Origin of the sequence: Streptomyces sp. NPDC050161, assembly GCF_044460025.1 — a bacterium.
Classification (GTDB): Bacteria; Actinomycetota; Actinomycetes; order Streptomycetales; family Streptomycetaceae; genus Streptomyces.
Map to the genome: position 1 here is coordinate 100321 of NZ_JBITJM010000004.1, position 21091 is coordinate 121411.

Here is a 21091-nt window from a genome sequence, read left to right on the forward strand (position 1 = left end):
CGCAGATGAGGCCGGTTCCGCGGAGGGGGCGTGCGCAGGACGGAAGGAAGGATCCACGCGGTCTTCACGGCTGGTGACGCCGCGTCAGAAATGGTGTGGACCTTGCGAGGAAGCCCAGCCGAGCCAAGCGTCCTCGCCGTCCACCGCGTCACGTGGCCGTCTCGCCCGTGCGGACCGGCAGGCGGTCGCGCCGACGTTGGAGGGCGCGGAAATCCTTGAACCACGCCTGATTGCGGCCGGTGATTCCCCCGTGCTCCTGGACGGTCCGGTTCGCGTACAGGCTGTTCAGCAGCCACGGCTGTTTGCCGGGGCCGATGTTCCGCACCATGGCGTCGGCCTGGACCACGCCGTAGGTGGCCACCGCGAGCTTCCCCGTGGCACGAAACCGCTGCACTTGATCCCTCAGGAAATGCCGATGGGTGTGGAACCACGGGCTCATGCCGAGAAAGGCGTTCCACTTCTCCTGGGGGAAGGGATGCCGGACGGCTTCTTCGAGCAGTTCCCACACCCGTGTGCCCGGGTCCGTGCCATAACGTTCGGCGAACCGGGCCGGGATGGTGTCCCGCAGGTGCTCACGCCAGTTGAGCACGAGGGAGAATTCGGTCGCCAGGAATTTCTGGTCATCGCGGAGGTGGGGGAGTACATAGTCCAGATACTGCTGAGCGGCATCGATGGAGACCACATGAGGATGAATGTCGACACCCTCGATCTCCTTCGTGTCATGGACGAACTCCACCCAGCGCCGGGTGGCTTCGGTCCGCCGGCCCGGATCGTCCAGCCGGTTGAGCGCGCCCATGTAAAGACGGGTCTTGCAGCGCGCGCCGAAATGCTGTTTCCGGTACGCGATGACATGCCGGGCCACGTGCTCGTAGAAGGCATTGACGGCGGGACCTTCGCGATCCACGGGACGGCTTTCGAGGAAGGGCTCGTTGCCGATCACCAGGATGTCCACCGTGCCCATCACCGCCCGCGCCACCGCGTCCACGCGCTGGAGTTCGGCATCCATGAGAGCGCTGCCCACTTCGGGCAGCGCTCGGTCGGGGTAAGGGAACTTCAGCGACAGAACCGTGCCGTATCCCTGCTTGCTCGCACTGAGCAGAGTGGCTACGGCCCGCTGGCGCGCGGGCGGCCCCTTGTCGGCCTCCGGCATCGGAAGAAAGCCGCGCAGCCAACTCGCGGAGAGCCCGCGCAACTGGGAGAAGCGCATATCGCTGGGGTCCTCGTTGAAATTGGCGCCCAGCACACCACTCGGGGCCGCGGATGCGCCCGTCGGGCCACCGCTGCCGGAATCCGAAGGCCGGCCGTCCCCTGCGGCCTTTCCCTTCTCGCCGCATCCCGCAGCGAGAAGGGCGGCGCCCGACACTCCGAGCAGCAGCCGCCGCGAAATTCCCGGCCGCTCGCCGGAACCGCCGGACAGTGACCCGCGCATGCGCTGCATTGCTCCCTCTTCCTCGGTCCACGGCCGGTGATCCGTCGCGTCCGCGGAAATTCCTCCCCGCCTTCATGACGCCGTCGCCGCTTTCGGGGAATACCGGAAAGGGCCGCCGGATTCACCGCTCAGGAACGGTCTTTCACGTGCGTCATCGTCATCATCGTCGAACGCCATGCAGTCGAACACGGATGGACCCGCCCGCTCAACGGTTCCGTCCCCTTGTTACGCAGCGGTGACAGGCCCAACCGTCGGCCGCCGCTGGGCGGATGGGCGCCGCGACCCCCGAAAAGCCGCAGGCCGCCCGGCTGGAATCCTGGCTGGACCTGCGGTTCTTCACCCTCGCCCTGCTCGCTTTCGGGGGCGTCGCTCCTCGCCGTCGCAGGCGCCCTCGCCGTGGGGGTGTGACACCCGCCCTGATGCCCGGTCGCCGCACGCCCCCGCGCGGCCCCTACAGTGCGCACGTGCCGACCTACAGCATCGGCCGGGCAGCCGCGCTGCTCGGCGTCAGCCCGGAGACCGTACGCCGCTGGGCCGACCGCGGGCAGCTGCGGATGGAGCGGGACGGCACGGGAAACCGGGTCATCGACGGCGTGAGCCTGGCCGCGTTCGCCAAGGGCCGGGCGGCCGGGGCGCATGCGGAGCAGGGCGAGGTGCGCACCTCGGTGCGGAACGCGTTCGCCGGTATCGTCACGGCCGTCACCCTCGACGACGTGCTCGCGCAGATCGAGGTCCAGTCGGGACCGCACCGGCTGGTCTCGCTGGTCAGCAGGGAAGCGGCCGAGGAACTGGGCATCGAGGTCGGTGTGCGGGTCACCGCCCGGGTGAAGGCGACACAGGTGTACGTGGATCTGCCGGGCGGCCGGGGCTGAGACGGCGGGCCAGTGCCGGGTCGCTCTTCTCCGCCCTCACCGGCACAGCAGCGCCGCCCGCAGGTCCAGTTTGTGGTCGAGGCGCGACAGATCGCGCCCGGTGAGCAGTTCGATGCGCTGGATGCGGTAGCGCACCGTGTTCACGTGCAGGTGCAGGGCCTCCGCGGTGCGGGCCCAGGAGCCGTGCCGGGCGAGGAAGACCTCCAGGGTCTCCAGCAGCATGCGGTGCGAGGCGCCCGCGCCCGCCAGCGGGCCCAGCACCGTACGGCTGAAGGCGGTGCGCACCGAACGCGGCACGCCTGCCAGCAGCGACGCCAGACTCGTCAGATCCTCGACGGCGGTCACCCGGGAGCGCCCGGGTGCGTCCTGGCGGGCCGCGGCGAGGGCGTAGCGGGCCTGTTCCAGGGCGGCGCCGGTGAGTTCGGTGGTGCGGGCGGGGCCGCTGATCCCCGCCCGCAGTATGCGGTCAGGGGCGCAGGTGCGCAGCGTCGGCCACAGCTCCCCGAGCGTGGCCCGTACCGTGTCACCCGCGCCGGTCGCGACCAGGGCGACGGCCTCGCCCTCGGGCAGCCGGCCGACCGCGAACGGTGTGCCGGAGGTGTGCGCCAGCGCCTCGGACAGGGCGTCCACTGCCGGTTCGCCCGCATCGTCCGGTGTCGCGTCCTTGGTGTTGCAAGTCGCCGCCACCACCCGGTACGGGCCGTCCGACGGCAGCCCGCAGGCGCTCACCGCAGCCGTCAGCGCCGCACCGTCGGCCGATGGCGCGGCGGCCAGCGCGGCCCACTCGTCCGCGGCCCGGCGGTCGTCCCCGGCCCGGCGGTCGACGGCCTGCTGCCGGTGGCGCAGGCGCACCGCTTCCGTGACGGCCGGGAACGCGGCCTGTGCGGGCACCGAGAGCAGTGGGACGCGGTGGGTGCGGCAGGCCGCGACGAGATCCTGCGGCACCGTGCCGTGCGTCTCCTCGTCCGCCACCAGCGCGGCGGCGCCCGCGGAGCGCAGTGCCGCCACGAAGCGGTCAGCCTGCGCCCCGCCGTCGCCGGGTGTCCACCACTCAAGACCGCTGAGCACCAGCTCGCCGCCGCCGTCCGGGTACGTCTCCGGGGCCTCCGGGGCGGCGGCGGTCACCCCGCGCACCTCCTGGGCGAGCAGCGGTCCTTCGCCCCACAGCAGGGTCAGGTCGAGATCGTCGAGCTGGAGGAGGTCGTCGACGTGCATGGAGCGGCTCCTTGGGCGGCTGCCGGAGGGGAATCCGGCATCTCACATTCACGAGGCAAATGCGCGTCCAGGCATCGTAAATGCAAGCTGATCACGGTGAAAAGCTCTTGGATGTTCCTCCACGGACCGGCTCCGGTGATGGTGTTTTCCGCACGGTGCGCCGGACGGAGCCGTCGTTCGCGCCGTCAGGTGGCCGGGGTGCGCGGAGCAGGCGGACGCGGTGCGAGCGCGGCGGTGCCCTGTCCGTGAGCGGGCCGCGGGCGGCTGTGATGCGTTCATCCAAGCGGTCTTGCGGCTGCTATGGATCTTCACCTGAAGGGATTGCACATGCCAGCCTGACCTGCATATCTTGGCGCACATGCAGTCCTACACGATTGGCCAGGCGGCGCGGCTGCTGGGCGTCAGCCCGGACACCGCACGCCGCTGGGCGGACGCCGGCCGGGTCGCCACACACCGCGACGACAGTGGCCGCCGGCTGATCGACGGCCGGGATCTGGCCGCCTTCTCCATCGAGGTCGGGCAGTCCGGCACGGGCGAGGACGACGCCCCGTACACCTCGGTGCGCAACGCCTTCCCCGGCATCGTCACCGCCGTCACCCTCGGCGATGTCGCGGCCCAGGTGGAGATCCAGGCGGGACCGCACCGCCTGGTCTCCCTGCTGACCAGGGAAGCGGTCGAGGAACTCGGCCTGGAGGTCGGCATGCAGGCCACCGCCCGCGTCAAGTCCACCAACGTGCACATCGACCGCACCTGAGCGCCCGGCCGCCCGACGCGAGCCGCCGCCGCACCCCGGCCCGGCTCCCCGGCCGGCCTCAGGCGGCGCCCGGCACTCCGGACGTCCCTTCAGCGGCGTCGCCGCCCACGGCGCGGCTTGTCCCCATCCGCTCGGGCGACCCGGATCGCCCCGCGTCCCAAGGAGTCCCGCACATGCCTCACGTCGTCACCGGCCGCCGCGCCGCCGCCGCAGTCGTCACCGCCGCCCTCCTCGTTCCGCTCGCCGCCTGCGGCAGCGGCGACAAGGACGGCGGCAAGAACGCCAAGAGCGGCGCGGCCACCGACCTCACGGTGCTCGCTGCGGCCTCGCTGACCGACGTCTTCAAGATCGCGGGCGCCGCCTACGAGAAGGAACACCCCGGTACGAAGGTGCACTTCTCCTTCGCCGGCTCGCAGGACCTGGCCGCCCAGGTCAATCAGGGCGCCCCCGCCGACGCCCTGGTCACCGCCGACACCAAGACCATGGACCAGCTGCGCTCCGACACCGGCAAGCCGTCCGTCATCGCCAAGAACCGCCTGGTCATCGCCACCGGCGAGGGCAACCCCAAGAAGATCGGCAGCCTCAAGGACCTCGCGGGCGACAAGCTGAAGGTCGTCCTGGCCGCCCCCGCGGTGCCGGTCGGCCGCTACAGCAAGCAGGTCCTGGACAAGCAGCACCTGGCGGTGAAGCCGGTCTCCGAGGAGCCCAGCGTCCGTGCCGTGCTCAGCAAGGTCGAACTCGGCGAGGCGGACGCCGGCATCGTCTACAAGACCGACGCCGCCACGGCCCCGGGCAAGGTCGACGCGATCGACATCCCCGACGCGCAGAACGCCGTCGCCGACTACCCGGCGGCGACCCTCAAGACCTCGAAGCACACCAAGGAAGCCGCCGCGTTCGTGGCGTGGCTGGGCACGCCCGAGGCGCAGAAGATCCTCCGGAAGGCCGGGTTCCAGCAGCCGTAGCGGGCCGCGGAACGCCGTGGGGCACGGCCCGGGACACCCGCCGGGCCGTGCCTCACGCCCCGCCGCCGCGCCCCGCCACCGGCCGCCCCCGGAATCTCAGGACCGACACCAGGAACCCCGATGAGACGCTTCCGCATCCGCCGCCCCTCGGACGCCCGCACCGGCCGGATCGCCGCACCCGGCGCCCGTACGCCCGTCGCCCTGGCGGTACCCGCCCTCCTCGCGGTGGCGTTCTTGCTGATGCCGCTCGTCGGCATCCTCGCCCGCACCACGTGGAGCGATCTCGGCACCCACCTCACCAGCCCAGGCGTCACCGAAGCACTCCGGCTCTCGCTGCTGGTCTCCTTCTGGGCGCTCGGCCTGTCCCTGCTGCTCGGGGTGCCGCTCGCCTGGCTGCTGGCCCGGGTGTCGTTCCCCGGCAAGGCACTGGTCCGCTCGCTGGTGCTGCTGCCGATGGTGCTGCCGCCGACCGTCGGCGGCGTCGCCCTGCTCCTCGGCTTCGGCCGCCGCGGCGTGCTCGGCCCCTGGCTGGAGAACACGTTCGGCATCGTCCTGCCCTTCCACACCTCGGGCGCCGTGGTCGCCGCCACCTTCGTCGCGATGCCGTTCCTCGTCATCAGCCTCGAAGGCACCCTGGCCGGGCTCCGCCCCTCCTACGAGGAGACCGCGGGCTCACTCGGCGCCTCGCCCTTCCGCGTCTTCTGCACCGTCACCCTGCCGATGGCCGCCCCCGGCCTGGCCGCGGGAGCCGCCCTGACCTGGGCGCGGGCGCTCGGCGAATTCGGCGCCACGATCACCTTCGCCGGAAACCTGCCCGGCACCACCCAGACCCTGCCGCTCCAGGTCTATCTGCTGCTCCAGGACTCCCCGGAGGCGGCGACCTCGGTCTCCCTGCTGCTGCTCGCCATCGCCATGGCGGTCCTGGTGGCGCTGCGCGGACGCTGGACCGGCGGTACGCCGCCCCGCACCGCCCGCCGCTCCCCGGCCACATCCGACGACACCGCCCGCACCCCGGCCGACGACGCACCGGACGCCGACGAGCCCGCCCGGCCCGCAGACCCCCAGGACCGCTGGCCGCTGCACGCCGACGTCACCGGCTTCAACGAACTGACCCTGGACGCCGAGCCCGGCACCACCATCGCCGTCGTCGGCCCCAACGGCGCAGGGAAAACCACCCTGTTGCGTGCCCTCCTCGGCCTCACCCCGCGCGCCCGCGCCGCACTCCGCCTCGGTGACACCGACGTCACCGCCCTGCCGCCGCACCGCCGCGGCGTCGCCTGGGTACCCCAGGACGGCGCGCTCTTCCCGCACCTGAGCGCCCTGAGCAACACCGCGTACGGGCTGCGCGCGCACGGAGTGCCGCGCGCGCAGGCACGGCGCGAGGCACAGCAGTGGCTCGACCGCCTCGGTGTCGGCGCCCTCGCGCACCGCAAGCCCGCGCAGCTCTCCGGAGGACAGGCCCAACGCGTCGCCCTCGCCAGGGCGTTGGCCGCCCGCCCCCGGCTGCTGCTCCTCGACGAACCGCTCGCCGCGCTCGACCAGACCACCCGCGCCCACGTCCGGCACACCCTGCGCGGCCATCTCGCCGGGTTCGGCGGCGTCTGCCTGATCGTCACCCACGACCCGGTCGAGGCGGTCTCGCTGGCCGACCGGGTGCTGGTACTCGACGGCGGACGCACCCTCCAGGACGCGCCGCCCGCCGACGTCGCCCGCCGCCCGCGCTCGCCCTGGGTCGCCCGGATGCTGGGCCGCAACGCCTGGCCCGGCACCGGGACCGGCGAAGGGCTCGCGCTCGAAGGCGGCGGCCGGCTGATCGCCGCCGACCGGATCGCCGAGGGCGCGCCCGCGCTCGCGATCCTCGCGCCCGAGTCGGTGTCCGTGCACCGCGAACGCCCCGAGGGCAGCCCGCGCAACGTATGGCCAGGCACGGTACGGGAGGTCACCGCGGCGGGCAGCAGGCTGCGGATCCTGGTCACCTCGCCCGACGCGCCCGACCTGGTCGCCGAGGTCACCCCGCAGGCCGCCCTGGAACTCGGCCTGACCGAGGGTGTCCCGGTCTGGACGAGCGTCAAGGCGACGGAGGTCTCGCTGGTCACCCTCTGACCACCAACGGGGACGGTACCGGTGGCCGCGCGGCGGCCCGCCGGTACCGTCCGCCCGGGTCAGTGCGGGCGGTCCGCCGTCTCCAGAACGAAGACCGGGATCTCACGGTCCGTCTTGCGCTGGTAGTCGGCGTAGTCGGGGAACGCCTCGACGGCGCGCGCCCACCACACCGCCTTCTCCTTGCCGGTCACCTCACGCGCCGTCATGTCCTGGCGTACCGGCCCGTCCTGGAGCTCCACACGGGGGTCGGCGACGAGATTGTGGTACCAGGCCGGATGCTTGGGCGCGCCGCCCAGTGAGGCCACCGCCGCGTACCGGCCCTCGTGCTCCACCCGCATCAGCGGGTTCTTACGGAGCTTGCCGCTCTTCGCGCCCCGCGTGGTCAGGACGATGACGGGCATTCCGCGCAGCGTCGTGCCCTGCTGCCCTCCGGAACTCTCGATCAACTCGACCTGATCGCGCACCCATTGCTCGGTGTTCGGCTCGTACTCACCCTCAAGAGGCATCTGCCCGTCCCATCGTCACGTTTCGCTCGGCGACCGGCCCCGGCGTGATCGTCGGCCCGGCCGCCATGACCTTCGCTCAACAAGCGGAATCCGCGCAATCATCCCCGTGCCGCCGCCGTGTCGTGGTCTTCCCCCGCAGGCCGCACCGCGCGTACGGTCGGCCGAAGCCCACGCCAGGAATCATGAGGACCGCGCATGGTGACCCAGTCGTCCACGCCTTCCCCGGCGGCCACCGGCGCCTCCGGGCCCGGCGCCGCCCCCGCCCTCGAACACGGCGCCATCGGCACCGGCGACCTGGTCTTCTTCGTCGTCGCCGCGGCTGCACCGCTCACCGTCATGGCGGGCGCCGCGCCGGTCGCCATCGGCATGGCGGGCCGGGCGGCCCCGCTCGGCTACCTCATCTCCGGCCTGCTGCTCATCGTCTTCGCGGCCGGATTCACCGCGATGAGCCGCTACGTCCGCAACGCCGGCGCGTTCTACGCCTACATCGGACGCGGGCTCGGCCGCCCGGCCGGCGCGGGCTCGGCCTACGTCGCGCTGCTCGCCTACAACGCCATCGAGGTCGGACTGCTCACCGCCTTCGGCTACTTCACCGCGTCCGGCTTCCAGGACCTGACCGGGGCCCGCGTCCCCTGGTGGGTGTGGTCGCTCGCCGGCCTGGTGGCGATCGGCGTGCTCGGGTACCTCAAGGTCACGCTGAGCGCCAAGGTGCTCGGCGTCGCGCTCGTCCTCGAAGTGCTGGTGCTGGTGGTGTTCGAGGCCGGCGTGTTCGCCCACGGCGGCGGGCCCGCAGGCCCGGACCTCACCGTGCTCTCCCCGGCGCACCTCCAGAACGCCGGGGTGGGCGGCATGTTCGTCCTCGCCGTCGGCGCGTTCATCGGCTTCGAGGCGACCGCGATCTACGCCGAGGAGGTCCGCGACCCGGCGCGCTCGGTACCCCGTGCCACCTACGCCGCCGTCGCCTTCCTCGCCCTCTTCTACACCTTCACCGTCTGGGTGATCATCAACGCCTACGGTGCGGACCGTGCCCAGGACGTCGCCAACGGCCCCGGCGGCACCGACATGTTCTTCACCGCCACCGCACGCTTCGTCGGCCCCTGGGCGTCCGACGTCATGCACCTCCTCCTCATCACCAGCGCCTTCGCCGCCACCCTCGCCTTCCACAACGGCGCCACCCGCTACTTCTACGCGCTGGGCCGCGCTCACCTGCTGCCCCGCCGCCTGGCGACCGTCACCACCCGCACCAGGTCGCCCGCCGCCGCCGTGGTCCTCCAGTCGGCACTCGGCCTCCTCGTCGTCCTCGTCACCGCCGCCACCGGCCAGGACCCGTACCAGGTCACGTTCCTGTGGACCAACGGCACCGGCATCGTCGGCATCATGCTGATGCAGGCGCTCGCCGCCCTCGCCGTGTACGGCTTCTTCCGCCGGGACCGGCGCGGGATGCCCGCCTGGCGGGTCGTGGTGGCACCGCTGCTGGCCTGCGCCGGACTCCTCGTGCTGATCGTGCTGGTCTGCCGCAACTTCGACCTGCTCACCGGCGCCTCCACGGGAATCAACATCGCCCTGCTGGCCCCGTTGCCGCTCGCCTTCGCCGCAGGGCTGGCCCGCGCGCTGCGCATCGGGCGCCATCTGTGAGAGGCCGTGTCAGGCGTCGGTCCGCAGCAGGTACTTCTGCGTCCATTCCTCGAAGGTGGTGAGCGGGATGCCGAGGTCCCTGGCGTGCTGCGGGCGGGCCGGCTGGCCGGCCGCGTTCAGCCACAGGTGCGAGCGGCCCATCGCCGGCATCCCGGCGGCGACGGCCTCCTCCTCGGTCATGTCAGGGACGGGCAGGTCCCTCCCCAAGGTGCGCGAGAGGACCTCGGCGACCTCGGTCATCGAGAGGCGGTCGCTGGCCAGCTCCAGCTCGACCCCGTCGAACCGTTCAGGTGCGGCGAAGGCCGCGGCGGCGGCTGCGCCGATGTCGTCCACCGCGACCAGGGACAGCCGGGTCTCGGGCCTCAGGAGGGTCACCAGGCCGCCCTCGATGCCGCGCGGGAACATGTACGCCAGGGACGGCAGGAAGTTCTCCATGAAGAAGCCCGGCTTGAGAAGCGTCCAGTGGGGGAATCCGGCCTCGCGGACCCGGTCCTGGAGCGCGGCCTTGGCGCCCATGGTGGGTTTCATGAAGTCCCAGCGGCCCTCGGCCCAGCCCGGGGTTTCGGTGTGCCGGCCCGCACCGGAGACGGAGGTGTGCACGAACTGCCGCACCCCGGCGGCCTTTGCGCCCTCGATGAGGTGGGTGCCTTGGGCCGTCTCCCCGTCGAAGTCGGGGCCCGCCGCTGTAAAGGCGGGCATTTGCACCGAGAAGACGGCTCGGGCGCCTTCGGCGGCCCGGATCACGGATGCACGGTCGTGCAGGTCGCCGGTGACCAGTTCGGCGCCGAGGGCCGCAACGGCCCTGGCCCGGTCGGTTGTCGTGTCGCGCACCAGGGCGCGGACGGGGGTGCCCGCCGCGAGCAGCGCGCGGGCGGTCGCCCCGCCCTGCCGGCCGGTGGCGCCGGTGACCAGAACGGGTGCGGAATCTGTGGACATGGTGCTCCTAGGGTGCTCTCGCAGTAAGTGGCGGGCCACGCCGTTTCTGTTCGATACGATATGGCGGACCCCGCCACTTAACAACCACAGGAGACGACGCAGTGCCCGAAACCCGTCGTGCGGACGCCAGACGCAACTACGCGCGCATCCTCGCCGTGGCCGAGCAGGAAGTCGCCACCCATGGCGCCGACGCCTCCCTGGAACAGATCGCCCGCACGGCGCAGGTCGGCTCGGCGACCGTACGCAGGCACTTCCCCACCCGCCGCGCACTGTTGGAGGCGGTCGCCCGGACGCGGATCGAGGCGCTGTGCGCCCGCGCCCACGACCTGGCGGGTAAGGCCGACAGCCGGGCCGCGCTCCTGGAATGGCTGAGTGACGTCGTCGCCTACTGCGTCACCGCCCGAGGACTGGCGGCTGCGCTGACCTACGAAGGCACCGAAGCCGGCCCGGTGGACCAGAACTCCTGCTCGGCAGCGCTGGAAGAGGCGGCAGGCCCACTGCTGCGCCGCGCCGCGCAGGACGGCGCAGTAGCCGCGGAGTTCACCGTCGCGGACCTGATCACCCTGGCTGTCGGCCTGTCCCTGGCCACGGAACACCACTCCGATCCCGCCGCCGCGGCGGACCGCCTGTTCCGGCTCACCGTGGCGGGGCTGAGCCCACGGAGTTGAACGGGTGACGGTGCCGACTGAGAGGCCCCGACGGAATGAGCGCTTCGGTCTCCTGTCCAACACCCCTAGGGTGCCGGGGAGATGGCGAAGTCGCGTGATCCGCGCACTTCAACGAGGATCCGCGCGACGCACCCGGACGGAGAAAGGACCCCCATGGACAACGCAGCGGCGCCCCTGGTCTTCCGCGGGGCGGTGCGCACCGGCGGTGGTCCTGGCGCCGACACCACCGCGCTCGCGGTGCGCGACGGCCGCATCGTCGCACTCGGACCGGCCGCCGAGGCCCTGGCCGACGGCCGGGCCGAGGCCGTCGACCTCGGGTCAGGGCTGCTCACCGCGGCCTTCGGCGACGGGCACGCGCACCCCGTGTTCGGCGGCCTGGAGGAGATGGGACCGCAGGTCAAGGGGCTGGAATCGGTCGATGCGGTGGTCGCGGAGGTCGCGCGCTGGGCTGCCGCGCACCCCGACGAGGAGTGGATCGTCGGCGCGTCCTACGACCCCGCGCTGGCGCCCGCGGGGGAGTTCGACGCCCGCTGGCTGGACGCCGTGGTGCCCGGCAGGCCGGTGGCGCTGCGCGCGTACGACTACCACACGGTGTGGTGCAACAGCGAAGCGCTGCGCAGGGCGGGCATCACCGATGCCACCCCGGATCCGCAGCTCGGCCGGATCGTCCGGCGCCCCGACGGCACGCCGATGGGCACGCTGCGCGAATGGCACGCCTGCGACCTGGTCCTCGACCGGCTGCCCGCCCGCAGCACGGACGAACTCGTCGACGCCCTGCGGCGGGCCGGCGCGCACTACGCCCGCGCGGGCCTGACCTGGGTGCAGGACGCCTGGGTCGAACCGGAGATGGTGGAGCCTTATCGGGAGGCCGCACGGCGCGGCGTTCTGGCCTTCCGCGTGAATCTCGCGCAGCGCGCCGACCCCGGCCGCTGGCGCGCCCAGCGCGCGCCGTTCGCCGCCACCCGTGCGCGGATCGAAGCGGACGGCTGCCCGCTGCTGTCCGCCCGTACCGTCAAGTTCTTCTGCGACGGCGTCATCGAGGGCGGCACGGCGGCGATGCTGCGGCCCTACCACGATGCGCCGCACAGCTGCGGGATGCCCGTCTGGCCCGCCGCCGAACTCGCCGCTGCGGTAAGGGCGTTCGACGCGGACGGCTTTCAGGTGCACCTGCACGCCATCGGCGACGCCGGAGTCCGTACCGCACTCGACGCCATCGAGGCGGCGACCGTGGCCAACCCGCCCTGGGACCGCCGCCCGGTGATCACTCATGTGCAGCTGGCCGACCCGGCCGACCTGCCCCGCTTCGCCGAACTTGACGTGATCGCCAACTTCGAGCCGCTGTGGGCGCAACCCGACCCGCTCCAGACCGTGTTGACCATCCCGCGTGTGGGGCGGTCGCGGGCCGCACGCCAGTATCCGATGGGCGACCTGGCGCGGCTCGGCGCCCGGCTCTCCTTCGGCAGCGACTGGCCCGTCAGCTCCCACGTACCGCTGGACGGCCTCCAGGTCGCGGTGACCCGCCGTACCTTCGACGGCGCCCCGGACGGCGGCTGGCTGCCGCACCAGCGGCTGACCGTCGACCAGGCCCTGGACGCGTACAGCTCCGGCGTCGCCCACCAGGCCCACGCCGACGACCGCATGCGGCTGGCACCCGGGGCGCCCGCTGACCTGGTCTGGCTGTCGGACGACCCCCGCACCGCCGACCCGATGCGCATCCGGCACATCCGGGTGCTCGGCACCTGGCTGGCCGGACGCGCCACCTACCGGGCGGCGGACGGGAGTTGACGGAGGTGGCACCGGCGCCCCGGGCCCCTGTACGCGGGGCCCGGGGCGCCGGACGCCGTCACGACACCAGGACCTCCTGACTGCGGGCACGGTGGTGCTGCTCGGCCCAGTTGTGCAGCGCGGTGGCGCAGGCGTGGTCGAGATGGCGCAGACCGTCGAGGTCCAGTTCCACCGCGCGGTCGGCGGGCAGCGTCGCCAACTGGTCCAGCAGCTTGGGCAGCCGCAGGAACGTGGCGTTGCCGACGGCGCGTACCCGTATCGGCTCGTCGCCGTCGGGTATCTCGATGTCGAGGTGCACATGCGAGGTGTCCCAGGCGGTCTTGGCGACCGCCAGCAGCAGGCCGATCAGCACGCCCTCGAACATGTTGATCGTCACGATGGCGACGGCCGTGGCGAACAGCACCACCGCCTCACCGCGGTGCTCGCGCCACAGTGGCCGCAGCTCGCGCACCGGTATCAGCTTCCACCCGGAGTACACCAGGATGCCGGCCAGCGCCGCCACCGGCACCACACCCAGCGCGGCGGGGAACGCCGCGGCGAACACCAGGATCCACACGCCGTGCAGCACCCGCGACAGCTTCGTCCTGGCGCCCGCCTGGACGTTGGCGGCACTGCGCACGATCACCGCGGTCATCGGCAGCGCGCCGAGCAGACCGCACACGGTGTTGCCCGCGCCCTGGGCCATCAGCTCCTTGTCGTAGTCGGTCCGCCGGCCGGAGTGCAGCCGGTCGACGGCCGCCGCGCTGAAGAGGGACTCGGCGGAGGCGATCAGGGTGAACGCCAGCACCGTGCCCAGCACGCCCAGTTCGGTCAGCCGCCCGATGTCGGCGAAGCCCGGTGGCTGGATGGCCTCCAGCAGGCCGCTGACCTCCACCCGGGCGACCGGCAGGTCCAGGACGAAGACCGCGGTCGTGGCGAGCGCGACCGCCGCCAGCGGAGCGGGCAGCACACGTGCCGCGCGCTTCCAGCGGGGCCAGAGGACCAGGACGGCGATGGTGCCCGCACCGACCGCGAGGGCCGTCGCCGCGCCGCCGTCACCGAAGGTGCGCAGCGCCAGGGCCGGTAGCCCGGCGAGGTTGGACAGTCCGTCACCCGGCGCCTTGGCGTCGGCGAGGGTGTAGAGCTGCCCGGCGATCAGCACCAGGCCGATGCCGGCCAGCATGCCCTGCACGACGGCGACGGAGATGGCGCGGAACCAGCGGCCGAGCCTGAGGGCCCCCATCACCAGCTGCAACAGCCCGGCCGCCAGCACCAGGGCGCCCAGCGCACCCAGGCCGTACTCCTGGACCGCTTCGTAGACGAGCACGGTCAGGCCGGCCGCAGGGCCGCTGACCTGAAGGCTGCTGCCGGGCAGCAGGCCGGTCAGCAGACCGCCGACGATGCCGGTCACCAGACCCAGTTCGGCGGGCACCCCGGAGGCGACCGCCACCCCGACGCACAGCGGGACGGCGACGAGGAAGACAACGATGGACGCGGTGAAATCCGCCCGGAGGAACGGGAGTCGGTTCACATTCAGTCGATTCATGGTGGGTGGGTCCGCCTTCACAGCGGGAGGAACGAGTCGGTCGCCGGGTCGTGCACGGTGACCTGGCCGGTGTGCACTTCGTAGAACCAGCCGTGCAGCGTGACCGCGCCGGATTCCAGGCGCTCGCGCACGCTCGGGTACTCCCGTAGCCGGCCGAGCTGTTCGCACACGTGCCGGCGTACGGCGGAGCGCACCGCGGGTTCCTCGTCGTCGGGCAGTTCTTCGGACAACTGCCGGTCCAGCCAGTCCTGTACGTCCGGTACGCCGGTCAGGTCGTCGCCGCGCGCCCTGGCGCCGACGGCGCCGCAGTGCGAGTGGCCGCACACCACGATGTCGGCGACGTTCAGCACGCGCATGGCGTACTCGATCGTGGCGGCCTCGGCGCCGGCCGGGCCGCCCTGGGAGTAGCGGGGGACGGCGTTGCCCGCGGTGCGCAGTTCGAAGAGTTCGCCCGGCCGGGAGCCGGTGATCTGCGACGGGATGACGCGGGAGTCGGAGCAGGTGATGAACAGGGCGAGCGGGGACTGTCCGGCGGCGAGCCGGCCGTAGTTCTCCCGTTCCTCCTGGAGTTCGGCGATACGGGCACTGTGGCCCCGGGCATGGTGGATGAAGGTGTCCACGAGGAGAGGTCTCCTGCTGGTGAGGGTTGCCACCGCGACGGTGGCCGGAAAGTGATGCGGAGGGCTCGTGCAACGGGCCCGGCGGATCGGCTCAGCAGCGGAAGACACAGTGCAGGACGCGGAGTTCGCGGGAAACGGGCACCCGGGCCGAGGCGTTCGGCGCCCGCGCGTCCGCCGGTACGTAACTCCCGACGGCAGGCACGGTCGCGGGTGGCGACGGCATGGGCGGGCCGGGATCCGGCAGCGGGAGGTACCCGTGCCGGGAGCCACGGCGCACCGCGTGGCCGCGCTCCGACTCACGCTCGGAAAGTTCTCCGGTTCCGTAGAGGGGACCGGAGACGGCCGCGGGGGCGCCCATCGGCGCGAAGCTGGTGGCCGGGCCCGAGACCGCTGCACCGGCGGCCGGTGCCATGGCGCCCAGCAGAAATGTGAGGATCACGGTGAGCGTGGTCATCGTCCGTACGGCCGGGCGGCGTCGGCCCGGCGTGTTCTTGTCCTGTCGCATCATCGCCTTTCGGTTCGCCGGCTGCCGGGACGGTGGTCCCGGCAGCGGGGAACGGTGGGTGGGGTGTGCTCATGAGAAGGGGCAACGAGGCCGCGAGAAGGGGGAGCGGGGCCGATTTCCGGACATCATCGCGACGCCGTTCCGGGCAGCCGGAACCGGCGTCACGGGCGGGTCCGCGGCCGTGACGCAGCCCCCTCGGGCCGCTACGCCGCCGCGGCGGCCGGCTCCAGGGCGGCGATCTCCGCGAGGGGTATGTCCATCCGTTCGTGCAGGAAGCGGACGATGGTCCAGTGCGGCAGCGCACCTTCGTCGAACGGGCCGAACTCCCGGCAGTACAGCGGGATCCAGCGCAGCGCCTCTTCGATGGCCCGCTCCCGGCCCGGCTCCTGCTGGTACTCCTCGTACGCGATGCTGCGGTGCTCGATGAAGAACCGCCCTGGCAGCCGTTCCTCGCACAGGCTGCGGTACTCGCGGGTCTGGAGGATGAGGTAGTGCCAGATCTCGTCGATCTCCTGCTCGACCGGGAGGAAGAGCCCGCCCAGCCGGTCGTGGTGGAGCGAGACGAGGTAGAGGTAGCGCAGGCACTCGGTCACCTGGCGTTCGACGAACTCCTCGTCCGCGCCTGTGTGGTGGACGAAGTGGGCCACCACCTCGGCGTGCAGCGCCTCGCCGAGCAGGGTGGTCAGGTCGTCGGCGGACAGCGGGGTGCTGCTGGTCATGGTTCTCCCGTCGGGGTGGTCAGGTGTCGGTCGCGAGCCAGGCGTACTTCCCGGACTTCCCTATCGGGAGGTGTGTCCGGTGCTCCGCCCGGCAGCGCCGTCCGGTCAGTTCGCGGACGCCGCTCTCCAGGGCGGCGGCCTCGGCGGCCTGGACCGGGTTGCCGTCGAACGTGGTGTAGGCAAGCCGTGCCTCGTGCTCGCCCGTCACCTGCAACTGGTGCAGGAAGACCCGCGAGGATGCGGTGCCGATGACGCGGTCGAGGTCTCCCTGGGAGACCGGGCCGTGCGGCGTCGGCAGCAGCTCCTTCACCCGCCCGCAGAACCGGGTGATCTTCGTGGGGTCGGGGGTGCCGTCCTGCGTCCGTACGCAGTCGCCCGAGCGGTAGCGGACCAGCGGCATGTACGGGTTGCGGATGCTGGTGACGATGAGCTGGAAGATCTCGCTGCCGGGGGCCACCGGGAGCAGTTCGACGCTCATCCGGTCGAGATGCGGGCGGTAGCCGCCGCGGCGGTCGCTGGAGAAGAGGTAGCCGAGTTCGGTGCTGCCGAACAGGTCGATGATCGGGCAGGCGAAGTGCTGCTCCAGGAAGCGCCGGACGTTCACCGGCGTGTACTCGTAGGCGTGGATGATGCTGGCGGGCGGCGGAAAGGCGTCCCACAGGCGCCAGGTGCCGATCTTCCTGAGCAGGTGCGCCAGGTGGTACGAGGAGCAGTCGAGGTGGTACCAGCCGCGCGGGTGGGCCTGCCGGGCCGCGTCGATCTCGGCGAGCATCCGGACGACGTCATCGCGCTCCCAAAGCGCCGGGTCCAGCCGGAGGTTGACGTACGACGTGCGCGCGTCCAGCTGCCGGTCCGCGGCGTCCGGGACGGCCGCGGGTTCCTCGCCGCGCTTGGCGGCGTTCACCCGGGCGACGTGTTCGGTCGCCAGGACCGTGGTCAGCGACACCCGGCGGCAGTCCGCTTCCCAGGTGGCGGCGAGGTCGGGGTGCTCGCTCCACAACTGGTAGTAGGAGCGCAGGAGGAAGTACGGAGGGCGGATGATCTGCATCCGGGCGTGATGGGTGCCGGTGGACAGCACGAACTCGGCGTCGCCGGTCTTCAGCGCGGCGGCGAGTCTGGGCGTCATCCAGTTGTCGGGGAAGCCGCGCGCGATCTCCGGTTTGTCGAGGAGGGGGAAGTGCCCCTGCTCCAGCGAGGCGCGGTAGATGGGGATGTCCTTGATCTCCGCGATGACCTCGGCCGACGGCTGACCGTCCAACTCCATGGAAAACCTTCACAAGTGCTCGGGAAACGGGTGCTGCGGGGAGCGGGCCCGCGGTGGCAGGTGTGCCACCGCGGGCCCGTGTCCGTGGCGCGGTCGGGCCGGGTCAGGAGATACAGCCGGCCTTCGCCACGCTGATGCAGCCGGACTTGGGGGCGGCACTGATGCAGCCGGACTTGGGCGTGGCGCTGATGCAGCCGTTCTTCGCCGCCGCTCCCGCGGAGTTGGCGGCCACCCAGCCCTGCCAGATCTCGTCCTGGGCCATCTTCTTGATGAGAGCTTCCATGCCGGGCCTCCGAAGTGTGTGTGGGGGTGCGGCGCTGACCTTGCTGATGCCGCACGTTCCGAAGGTAAAAGGATCGCCAAGTCCGTGTCAATGAAAAGCAATGCTACGAACAGGTTAACGATGTCCTGCGCGCCATTTTTGGCGCATTAGAGCCCCTTCGGATCTTTCTTCCCGGAACGAACGTCCTGGTGGGGACGTCAAGTGGGCCTGACGGTGGAGTGGTTGAACCTTCCTTGACCCAAAGGGAGTTGACGGGGCATCACGCGTGCGCGCCTGCGTTGGTGTCGGAGTGGCTGCGCGGGTGGCCGGTCGCCCGCGCCGCCGCCGGGCCGATTCCCGTCGCCCCGTCTCCGGCCCGACGGCGCCCAATTGGTGACGCCACGTCAGATGTGGAGATTGTGAGGAGAAGTGAATATGCCAATCGCATAGCGCACGGGCCAGGGAATGACAAGAGAGCGGAACCAATGGGGGAGAGCAGCGGGATTCCGCCTCGAATGGGCGGTGCAAATGGTGTGGAACCCGATATTCCAGGCGACTATTTTCGCTATCACTTGTTGGTGAGTAGGGTGTGCCCCGCCATCGTCGGATCGGGGGAAACGATCCGGCTGAATTAGGCGTGGACGAAATGTGAGCGGGTGGATGATGACGCCTTCAGGACCGGGAGGGGATCATGGCGGCTGGCTCATTCGAGGGGCAGTACGTGTGGAGTCCGGCGGCCAATGACCGGCAGTTGGCGCAGGCGTGTATCGATGTCAGGGCCGGCCGGTACTTCGGCGCGCATGAGGCACTCAAAGAGACCCGGGGGGATTTCGAGGTCCGGGCCCACAGGTCGCTGGTGCTGGCGTCGGAAGCCGCCGACTCGGACCTGGCGGAGCGCTGGATTTCGGAAGAGCCCGGACCTGAGGCGGCACTGCTGTGGGCACGCGTGGCGATGATCCGGGCATTGCGCATGGCCGAAACGGACGACCGTCGGCAAGAGGCGATGGTACGTATCGCGCGCACCGCGGGGGAGCGGGCCGCGCAGATGCTGCCGGATGACCCCACCCCGTGGGTCTGCCAGCTGGCCTTGTCGCGATTTCAACGACCTCAGGATCCGGCCCCGCAGGGACTCCTCACGGCGCCGACAGGGCCGTGGTATCTGTTCGCGCACATTCTCCGGCTCGACCCCTGGCACCGCGAGGCGCACCACAGGTTCCTGTCCTTCTTCTTCACCCGCAACGGCGGTTCGGCCAGCGCGAGCTGGGACGTGGCCGCGTTCCTGAGCCAGCGGGCCGCGGCCTCGTCGGCGCTGCGGCTGCTGCCGCTGGTGGCCCTGGTCGACGAGTACGACCCGACCGCCCTGCTGGCCGACCACACCTGGGAACAGCCGCAGTGGATCAGCACCGCGCTCGGCATCTACCGCCAGTGGTTCCCGCTCACGGCCGAGTACAGGTTCACCCCCGTGCTCGACCTCTCGTACCTCGCGCATGCGCTTTTCATGGCGAAGCATGAATTCGAGGCGCGCGAAGTTTTCACGGCGATGGGGCCCTATGCGGCCCGCATGCCGTGGAGTGCTTTCGGGAAACCGGAAGAGCAATTGACGAAGGCGAGACGTTCTTGTGGGCTTCCCATTCCTGGAGCTGCCTGAACGGATGGAGGTACAGATGAATGCATTCGTGAGACGCGACGGGTAACGACAGCGCCGATAGCACGACTGCGATTCCCCCACCGAAGTCTTCCTATCAGCCCTGTCAGAAAGGTTACGGTTGTGTCCGAGCGTATATCTACGGCTCGTGCGAAATCCCCGCACCGCGCGGATTCCGACACTTTCGACGATGACGCGACATTGCACGCGATGGGATATCCGCGGAAGCTGACCCGCAGGTTCCGCGCCTTTGACAACTTCGCGATCTCTTTCACCATCATCAACATCATCTCCGGAATCTTCTCCTCCTTCGGTTTCGGAATGAACGCGGGCGGCCCGCGCATTCTGGTGTTCGGCTGGATCGGCGTATCGATCATGGTGCTGTTCGTCGGCGCCGCCATGGGCGAAATCGCCTCCGCCTACCCGACGAGCGGCGCCCTGTACTTTTCGGCCGGGAAGCTCGCCAAACGCCACCGTGGCGCCTGGTCCTGGTACACCGGCTGGCTGAACTTCGTCGGTCAGGTGGGCGGCACCGCGGCCACCAACTTCGCCGCCGCCACCTTCATCCAGGCGTTCATCGCCATGCAGTGGCCCTCCTACGAGGCGACGCCCCAGCAGACCGTCGGACTCACCGCGGTGATCCTCTTCATCCAGGCTCTGGCCAACACCTACACGGTGCGGCTGGTGGCCGTGCTGAACCGGATTTCCGTGTGGTGGCTGCTCATCGGCATGGTGGTGATCGTCGCCGCCCTCACGCTGATTCCGACGGGCCATCAGTCGCCGTCGTTCGTCACCCATTTCGCCAACAACACCGGCTTCACCAACGGGATTTACGGCGGAATGCTCGGCCTGCTCGTCACCAGCTGGACGTTCACCGGCTTCGACGGCAGTTTTCACATGTCCGAAGAGACCGTGAAGGCCACCGTCAACGCACCGCGCGGGATCATGCGGGCCATCGCCTGCTCCGCGATCACCGGACTGATCCTCATGCTCGCTCTGGTGTACGCCATCCGCGATTACGGACACGCCGCGAGCGCGGACGCACCGCCCGTGCAGATTCTCATCGACGCTCTCGGAGTGAGCACCGCCAAGCTGCTCCTGCTGATCGTGATCGGTGCCATGCTGTTCTGCGGACTCGCCAACATGACCAGCAATACCCGGCAGATCTTCGCCTTCTCGCGGGACGGCGCGATGCCGGGTTCCCGCTGGTGGCATTCGGTTTCGGCGCGCACCCGCACCCCCGTCAAGGCGGTATGGCTCGCCGCGGCCTGCCCCCTCGTGCTGGTCCTGCCCGGCTGGTGGTCGCACACCGCCTTCACCGCCGTCGTCAGCGTCAACGTCGTCGGTCTCTTCCTCGCCTACGGCGTGCCGATCTTCCTGCGGCTGCGGCTCAACGACTTCGAGCCGGGACCGTGGAACCTCGGCCGCTACGGCAAGGTCGTCGCCGCGATCGCGGTGGCCTGGATCGTGATCAGCAACGTGCTGTTCATGCTGCCGCAGGCCGCGCCGATCACCCCCGAATCGTTCAACTACGCGCCCATCGCCCTCGCGGTGGTGCTCATCATCGCCACGGTCTGGTGGTTCGCCACCGCCCGCCGGCGCTTCCAGGGACCGGTCAGCTACGGCCGCCCCGACGAGGTCGCCGCCATGGACCTCATCTGACCGCGCACCGGACCACGGGCGGAG

General features: G+C 71.1%; 19 protein-coding genes. 9 read left to right on the plus strand and 10 right to left on the minus strand.

The window, feature by feature from the left end; translation table 11 throughout:
- Nucleotides 1–148: 148 nt before the first annotated feature.
- Nucleotides 149–1438, minus strand: coding sequence for a hypothetical protein (locus ACIBK8_RS08320; protein ID WP_399040860.1), 1290 nt, complete (start codon nt 1436–1438; stop codon nt 149–151).
- Between the two features lie 455 nt (nt 1439–1893).
- On the opposite strand from ACIBK8_RS08320, the gene ACIBK8_RS08325 reads away from it, so the two are divergent.
- Nucleotides 1894–2301 carry a molybdopterin-binding protein gene (locus tag ACIBK8_RS08325; protein ID WP_399040861.1) on the plus strand — a complete coding sequence of 136 codons (408 nt, stop codon included), beginning with the start codon at nt 1894–1896 and terminating at the stop codon, nt 2299–2301.
- Between the two features lie 36 nt (nt 2302–2337).
- On the opposite strand, the gene ACIBK8_RS08330 is transcribed toward ACIBK8_RS08325, so the two are convergent.
- Complete coding sequence (locus ACIBK8_RS08330) at nt 2338–3516, minus strand: helix-turn-helix domain-containing protein (RefSeq protein ID WP_399040863.1); 1179 nt, start codon at nt 3514–3516, stop codon at nt 2338–2340.
- A 358-nt stretch (nt 3517–3874) separates the two neighbouring features.
- On the opposite strand from ACIBK8_RS08330, the gene ACIBK8_RS08335 reads away from it, so the two are divergent.
- From ACIBK8_RS08335 to ACIBK8_RS08345, 3 genes are all read left to right on the plus strand, one after another.
- Nucleotides 3875–4270: a molybdopterin-binding protein gene (locus ACIBK8_RS08335; protein ID WP_393687231.1), complete on the plus strand. Its 396-nt coding sequence runs from the start codon at nt 3875–3877 to the stop codon at nt 4268–4270.
- A 173-nt stretch (nt 4271–4443) separates the two neighbouring features.
- On the plus strand, nt 4444–5232 hold the full coding sequence (modA, locus tag ACIBK8_RS08340) for a molybdate ABC transporter substrate-binding protein (RefSeq protein WP_399040864.1): 789 nt from the start codon (nt 4444–4446) through the stop codon (nt 5230–5232).
- A 120-nt stretch (nt 5233–5352) separates the two neighbouring features.
- A complete protein-coding gene (locus ACIBK8_RS08345; RefSeq protein ID WP_399040866.1) occupies nt 5353–7335 on the plus strand; it encodes an ABC transporter permease in 1983 nt (660 codons plus the stop codon).
- A 59-nt stretch (nt 7336–7394) separates the two neighbouring features.
- Here ACIBK8_RS08345 and ACIBK8_RS08350 read toward each other — a convergent pair whose 3' ends face one another.
- Entirely contained in the window at nt 7395–7841 is a 447-nt protein-coding gene (locus tag ACIBK8_RS08350) for a nitroreductase family deazaflavin-dependent oxidoreductase (RefSeq protein ID WP_399040867.1), read from the minus strand.
- 195 nt (nt 7842–8036) lie between these two features.
- Here ACIBK8_RS08350 and ACIBK8_RS08355 point away from each other — a divergent pair, with 195 nt between their 5' ends.
- The gene (locus tag ACIBK8_RS08355; RefSeq protein ID WP_399040868.1) at nt 8037–9476 is read left to right on the plus strand and encodes an APC family permease; all 1440 of its coding nucleotides are present in this window, start codon (nt 8037–8039) and stop codon (nt 9474–9476) included.
- A 9-nt stretch (nt 9477–9485) separates the two neighbouring features.
- Here the strand turns inward: ACIBK8_RS08355 and ACIBK8_RS08360 are convergent, their stop codons facing one another.
- Nucleotides 9486–10412, minus strand: coding sequence for an NmrA family NAD(P)-binding protein (locus tag ACIBK8_RS08360; RefSeq protein WP_399040871.1), 927 nt, complete (start codon nt 10410–10412; stop codon nt 9486–9488).
- 101 nt (nt 10413–10513) lie between these two features.
- Here ACIBK8_RS08360 and ACIBK8_RS08365 point away from each other — a divergent pair, with 101 nt between their 5' ends.
- Both ACIBK8_RS08365 and ACIBK8_RS08370 read left to right on the plus strand, forming a co-directional pair.
- A complete protein-coding gene (locus ACIBK8_RS08365; protein ID WP_399040872.1) occupies nt 10514–11080 on the plus strand; it encodes a TetR/AcrR family transcriptional regulator in 567 nt (188 codons plus the stop codon).
- 153 nt (nt 11081–11233) lie between these two features.
- Entirely contained in the window at nt 11234–12865 is a 1632-nt protein-coding gene (locus tag ACIBK8_RS08370) for an amidohydrolase (protein ID WP_399040873.1), read from the plus strand.
- A 58-nt stretch (nt 12866–12923) separates the two neighbouring features.
- On the opposite strand, the gene ACIBK8_RS08375 is transcribed toward ACIBK8_RS08370, so the two are convergent.
- The 6 genes from ACIBK8_RS08375 to ACIBK8_RS08400 all read right to left on the minus strand — a co-directional run bounded on the left by ACIBK8_RS08375 (nt 12924) and on the right by ACIBK8_RS08400 (nt 17781).
- On the minus strand, nt 12924–14390 hold the full coding sequence (locus ACIBK8_RS08375) for a SulP family inorganic anion transporter (RefSeq protein WP_399040874.1): 1467 nt from the start codon (nt 14388–14390) through the stop codon (nt 12924–12926).
- A 17-nt stretch (nt 14391–14407) separates the two neighbouring features.
- Nucleotides 14408–15010 carry a carbonic anhydrase gene (locus ACIBK8_RS08380; protein ID WP_399040876.1) on the minus strand — a complete coding sequence of 201 codons (603 nt, stop codon included), beginning with the start codon at nt 15008–15010 and terminating at the stop codon, nt 14408–14410.
- A gap of 91 nt (nt 15011–15101) precedes the next feature.
- A complete protein-coding gene (locus tag ACIBK8_RS08385) occupies nt 15102–15515 on the minus strand; it encodes a hypothetical protein (RefSeq protein ID WP_399040877.1) in 414 nt (137 codons plus the stop codon).
- Between the two features lie 203 nt (nt 15516–15718).
- On the minus strand, nt 15719–16234 hold the full coding sequence (locus tag ACIBK8_RS08390) for a hypothetical protein (protein ID WP_399040878.1): 516 nt from the start codon (nt 16232–16234) through the stop codon (nt 15719–15721).
- A 19-nt stretch (nt 16235–16253) separates the two neighbouring features.
- Complete coding sequence (locus ACIBK8_RS08395) at nt 16254–17492, minus strand: hypothetical protein (RefSeq protein WP_399041215.1); 1239 nt, start codon at nt 17490–17492, stop codon at nt 16254–16256.
- A 109-nt stretch (nt 17493–17601) separates the two neighbouring features.
- Complete coding sequence (locus ACIBK8_RS08400) at nt 17602–17781, minus strand: hypothetical protein (protein WP_393685209.1); 180 nt, start codon at nt 17779–17781, stop codon at nt 17602–17604.
- A gap of 670 nt (nt 17782–18451) precedes the next feature.
- Here ACIBK8_RS08400 and ACIBK8_RS08405 point away from each other — a divergent pair.
- Nucleotides 18452–19408 carry a hypothetical protein gene (locus tag ACIBK8_RS08405; RefSeq protein WP_399040881.1) on the plus strand — a complete coding sequence of 319 codons (957 nt, stop codon included), beginning with the start codon at nt 18452–18454 and terminating at the stop codon, nt 19406–19408.
- Between the two features lie 207 nt (nt 19409–19615).
- Nucleotides 19616–21067 (plus strand): amino acid permease, encoded by a 1452-nt coding sequence (locus ACIBK8_RS08410; RefSeq protein WP_399040882.1) that lies wholly within the window; start codon nt 19616–19618, stop codon nt 21065–21067.
- Nucleotides 21068–21091 lie beyond the last annotated feature (24 nt).

What these genes read in the sequence shown, in the direction of transcription:
- ACIBK8_RS08335 (WP_393687231.1), top strand. Translation starts at nt 3,875, where the DNA reads ATGCAGTCCTACACGATTGGCCAGGCGGCGCGGCTGCTGGGCGTCAGC.
- ACIBK8_RS08410 (WP_399040882.1), top strand. Translation starts at nt 19,616, where the DNA reads ATGGGATATCCGCGGAAGCTGACCCGCAGGTTCCGCGCCTTTGACAAC.
- ACIBK8_RS08345 (WP_399040866.1), top strand. Translation starts at nt 5,353, where the DNA reads ATGAGACGCTTCCGCATCCGCCGCCCCTCGGACGCCCGCACCGGCCGG.
- modA (WP_399040864.1), top strand. Translation starts at nt 4,444, where the DNA reads ATGCCTCACGTCGTCACCGGCCGCCGCGCCGCCGCCGCAGTCGTCACC.
- ACIBK8_RS08350 (WP_399040867.1), bottom strand. Translation starts at nt 7,841, where the DNA reads ATGCCTCTTGAGGGTGAGTACGAGCCGAACACCGAGCAATGGGTGCGC.
- ACIBK8_RS08355 (WP_399040868.1), top strand. Translation starts at nt 8,037, where the DNA reads ATGGTGACCCAGTCGTCCACGCCTTCCCCGGCGGCCACCGGCGCCTCC.
- ACIBK8_RS08405 (WP_399040881.1), top strand. Translation starts at nt 18,452, where the DNA reads ATGGCGGCTGGCTCATTCGAGGGGCAGTACGTGTGGAGTCCGGCGGCC.
- ACIBK8_RS08330 (WP_399040863.1), bottom strand. Translation starts at nt 3,516, where the DNA reads ATGCACGTCGACGACCTCCTCCAGCTCGACGATCTCGACCTGACCCTG.
- ACIBK8_RS08400 (WP_393685209.1), bottom strand. Translation starts at nt 17,781, where the DNA reads ATGGAAGCTCTCATCAAGAAGATGGCCCAGGACGAGATCTGGCAGGGC.
- ACIBK8_RS08320 (WP_399040860.1), bottom strand. Translation starts at nt 1,438, where the DNA reads ATGCAGCGCATGCGCGGGTCACTGTCCGGCGGTTCCGGCGAGCGGCCG.
- ACIBK8_RS08360 (WP_399040871.1), bottom strand. Translation starts at nt 10,412, where the DNA reads ATGTCCACAGATTCCGCACCCGTTCTGGTCACCGGCGCCACCGGCCGG.
- ACIBK8_RS08385 (WP_399040877.1), bottom strand. Translation starts at nt 15,515, where the DNA reads ATGCGACAGGACAAGAACACGCCGGGCCGACGCCGCCCGGCCGTACGG.
- ACIBK8_RS08375 (WP_399040874.1), bottom strand. Translation starts at nt 14,390, where the DNA reads ATGAATCGACTGAATGTGAACCGACTCCCGTTCCTCCGGGCGGATTTC.
- ACIBK8_RS08390 (WP_399040878.1), bottom strand. Translation starts at nt 16,234, where the DNA reads ATGACCAGCAGCACCCCGCTGTCCGCCGACGACCTGACCACCCTGCTC.
- ACIBK8_RS08370 (WP_399040873.1), top strand. Translation starts at nt 11,234, where the DNA reads ATGGACAACGCAGCGGCGCCCCTGGTCTTCCGCGGGGCGGTGCGCACC.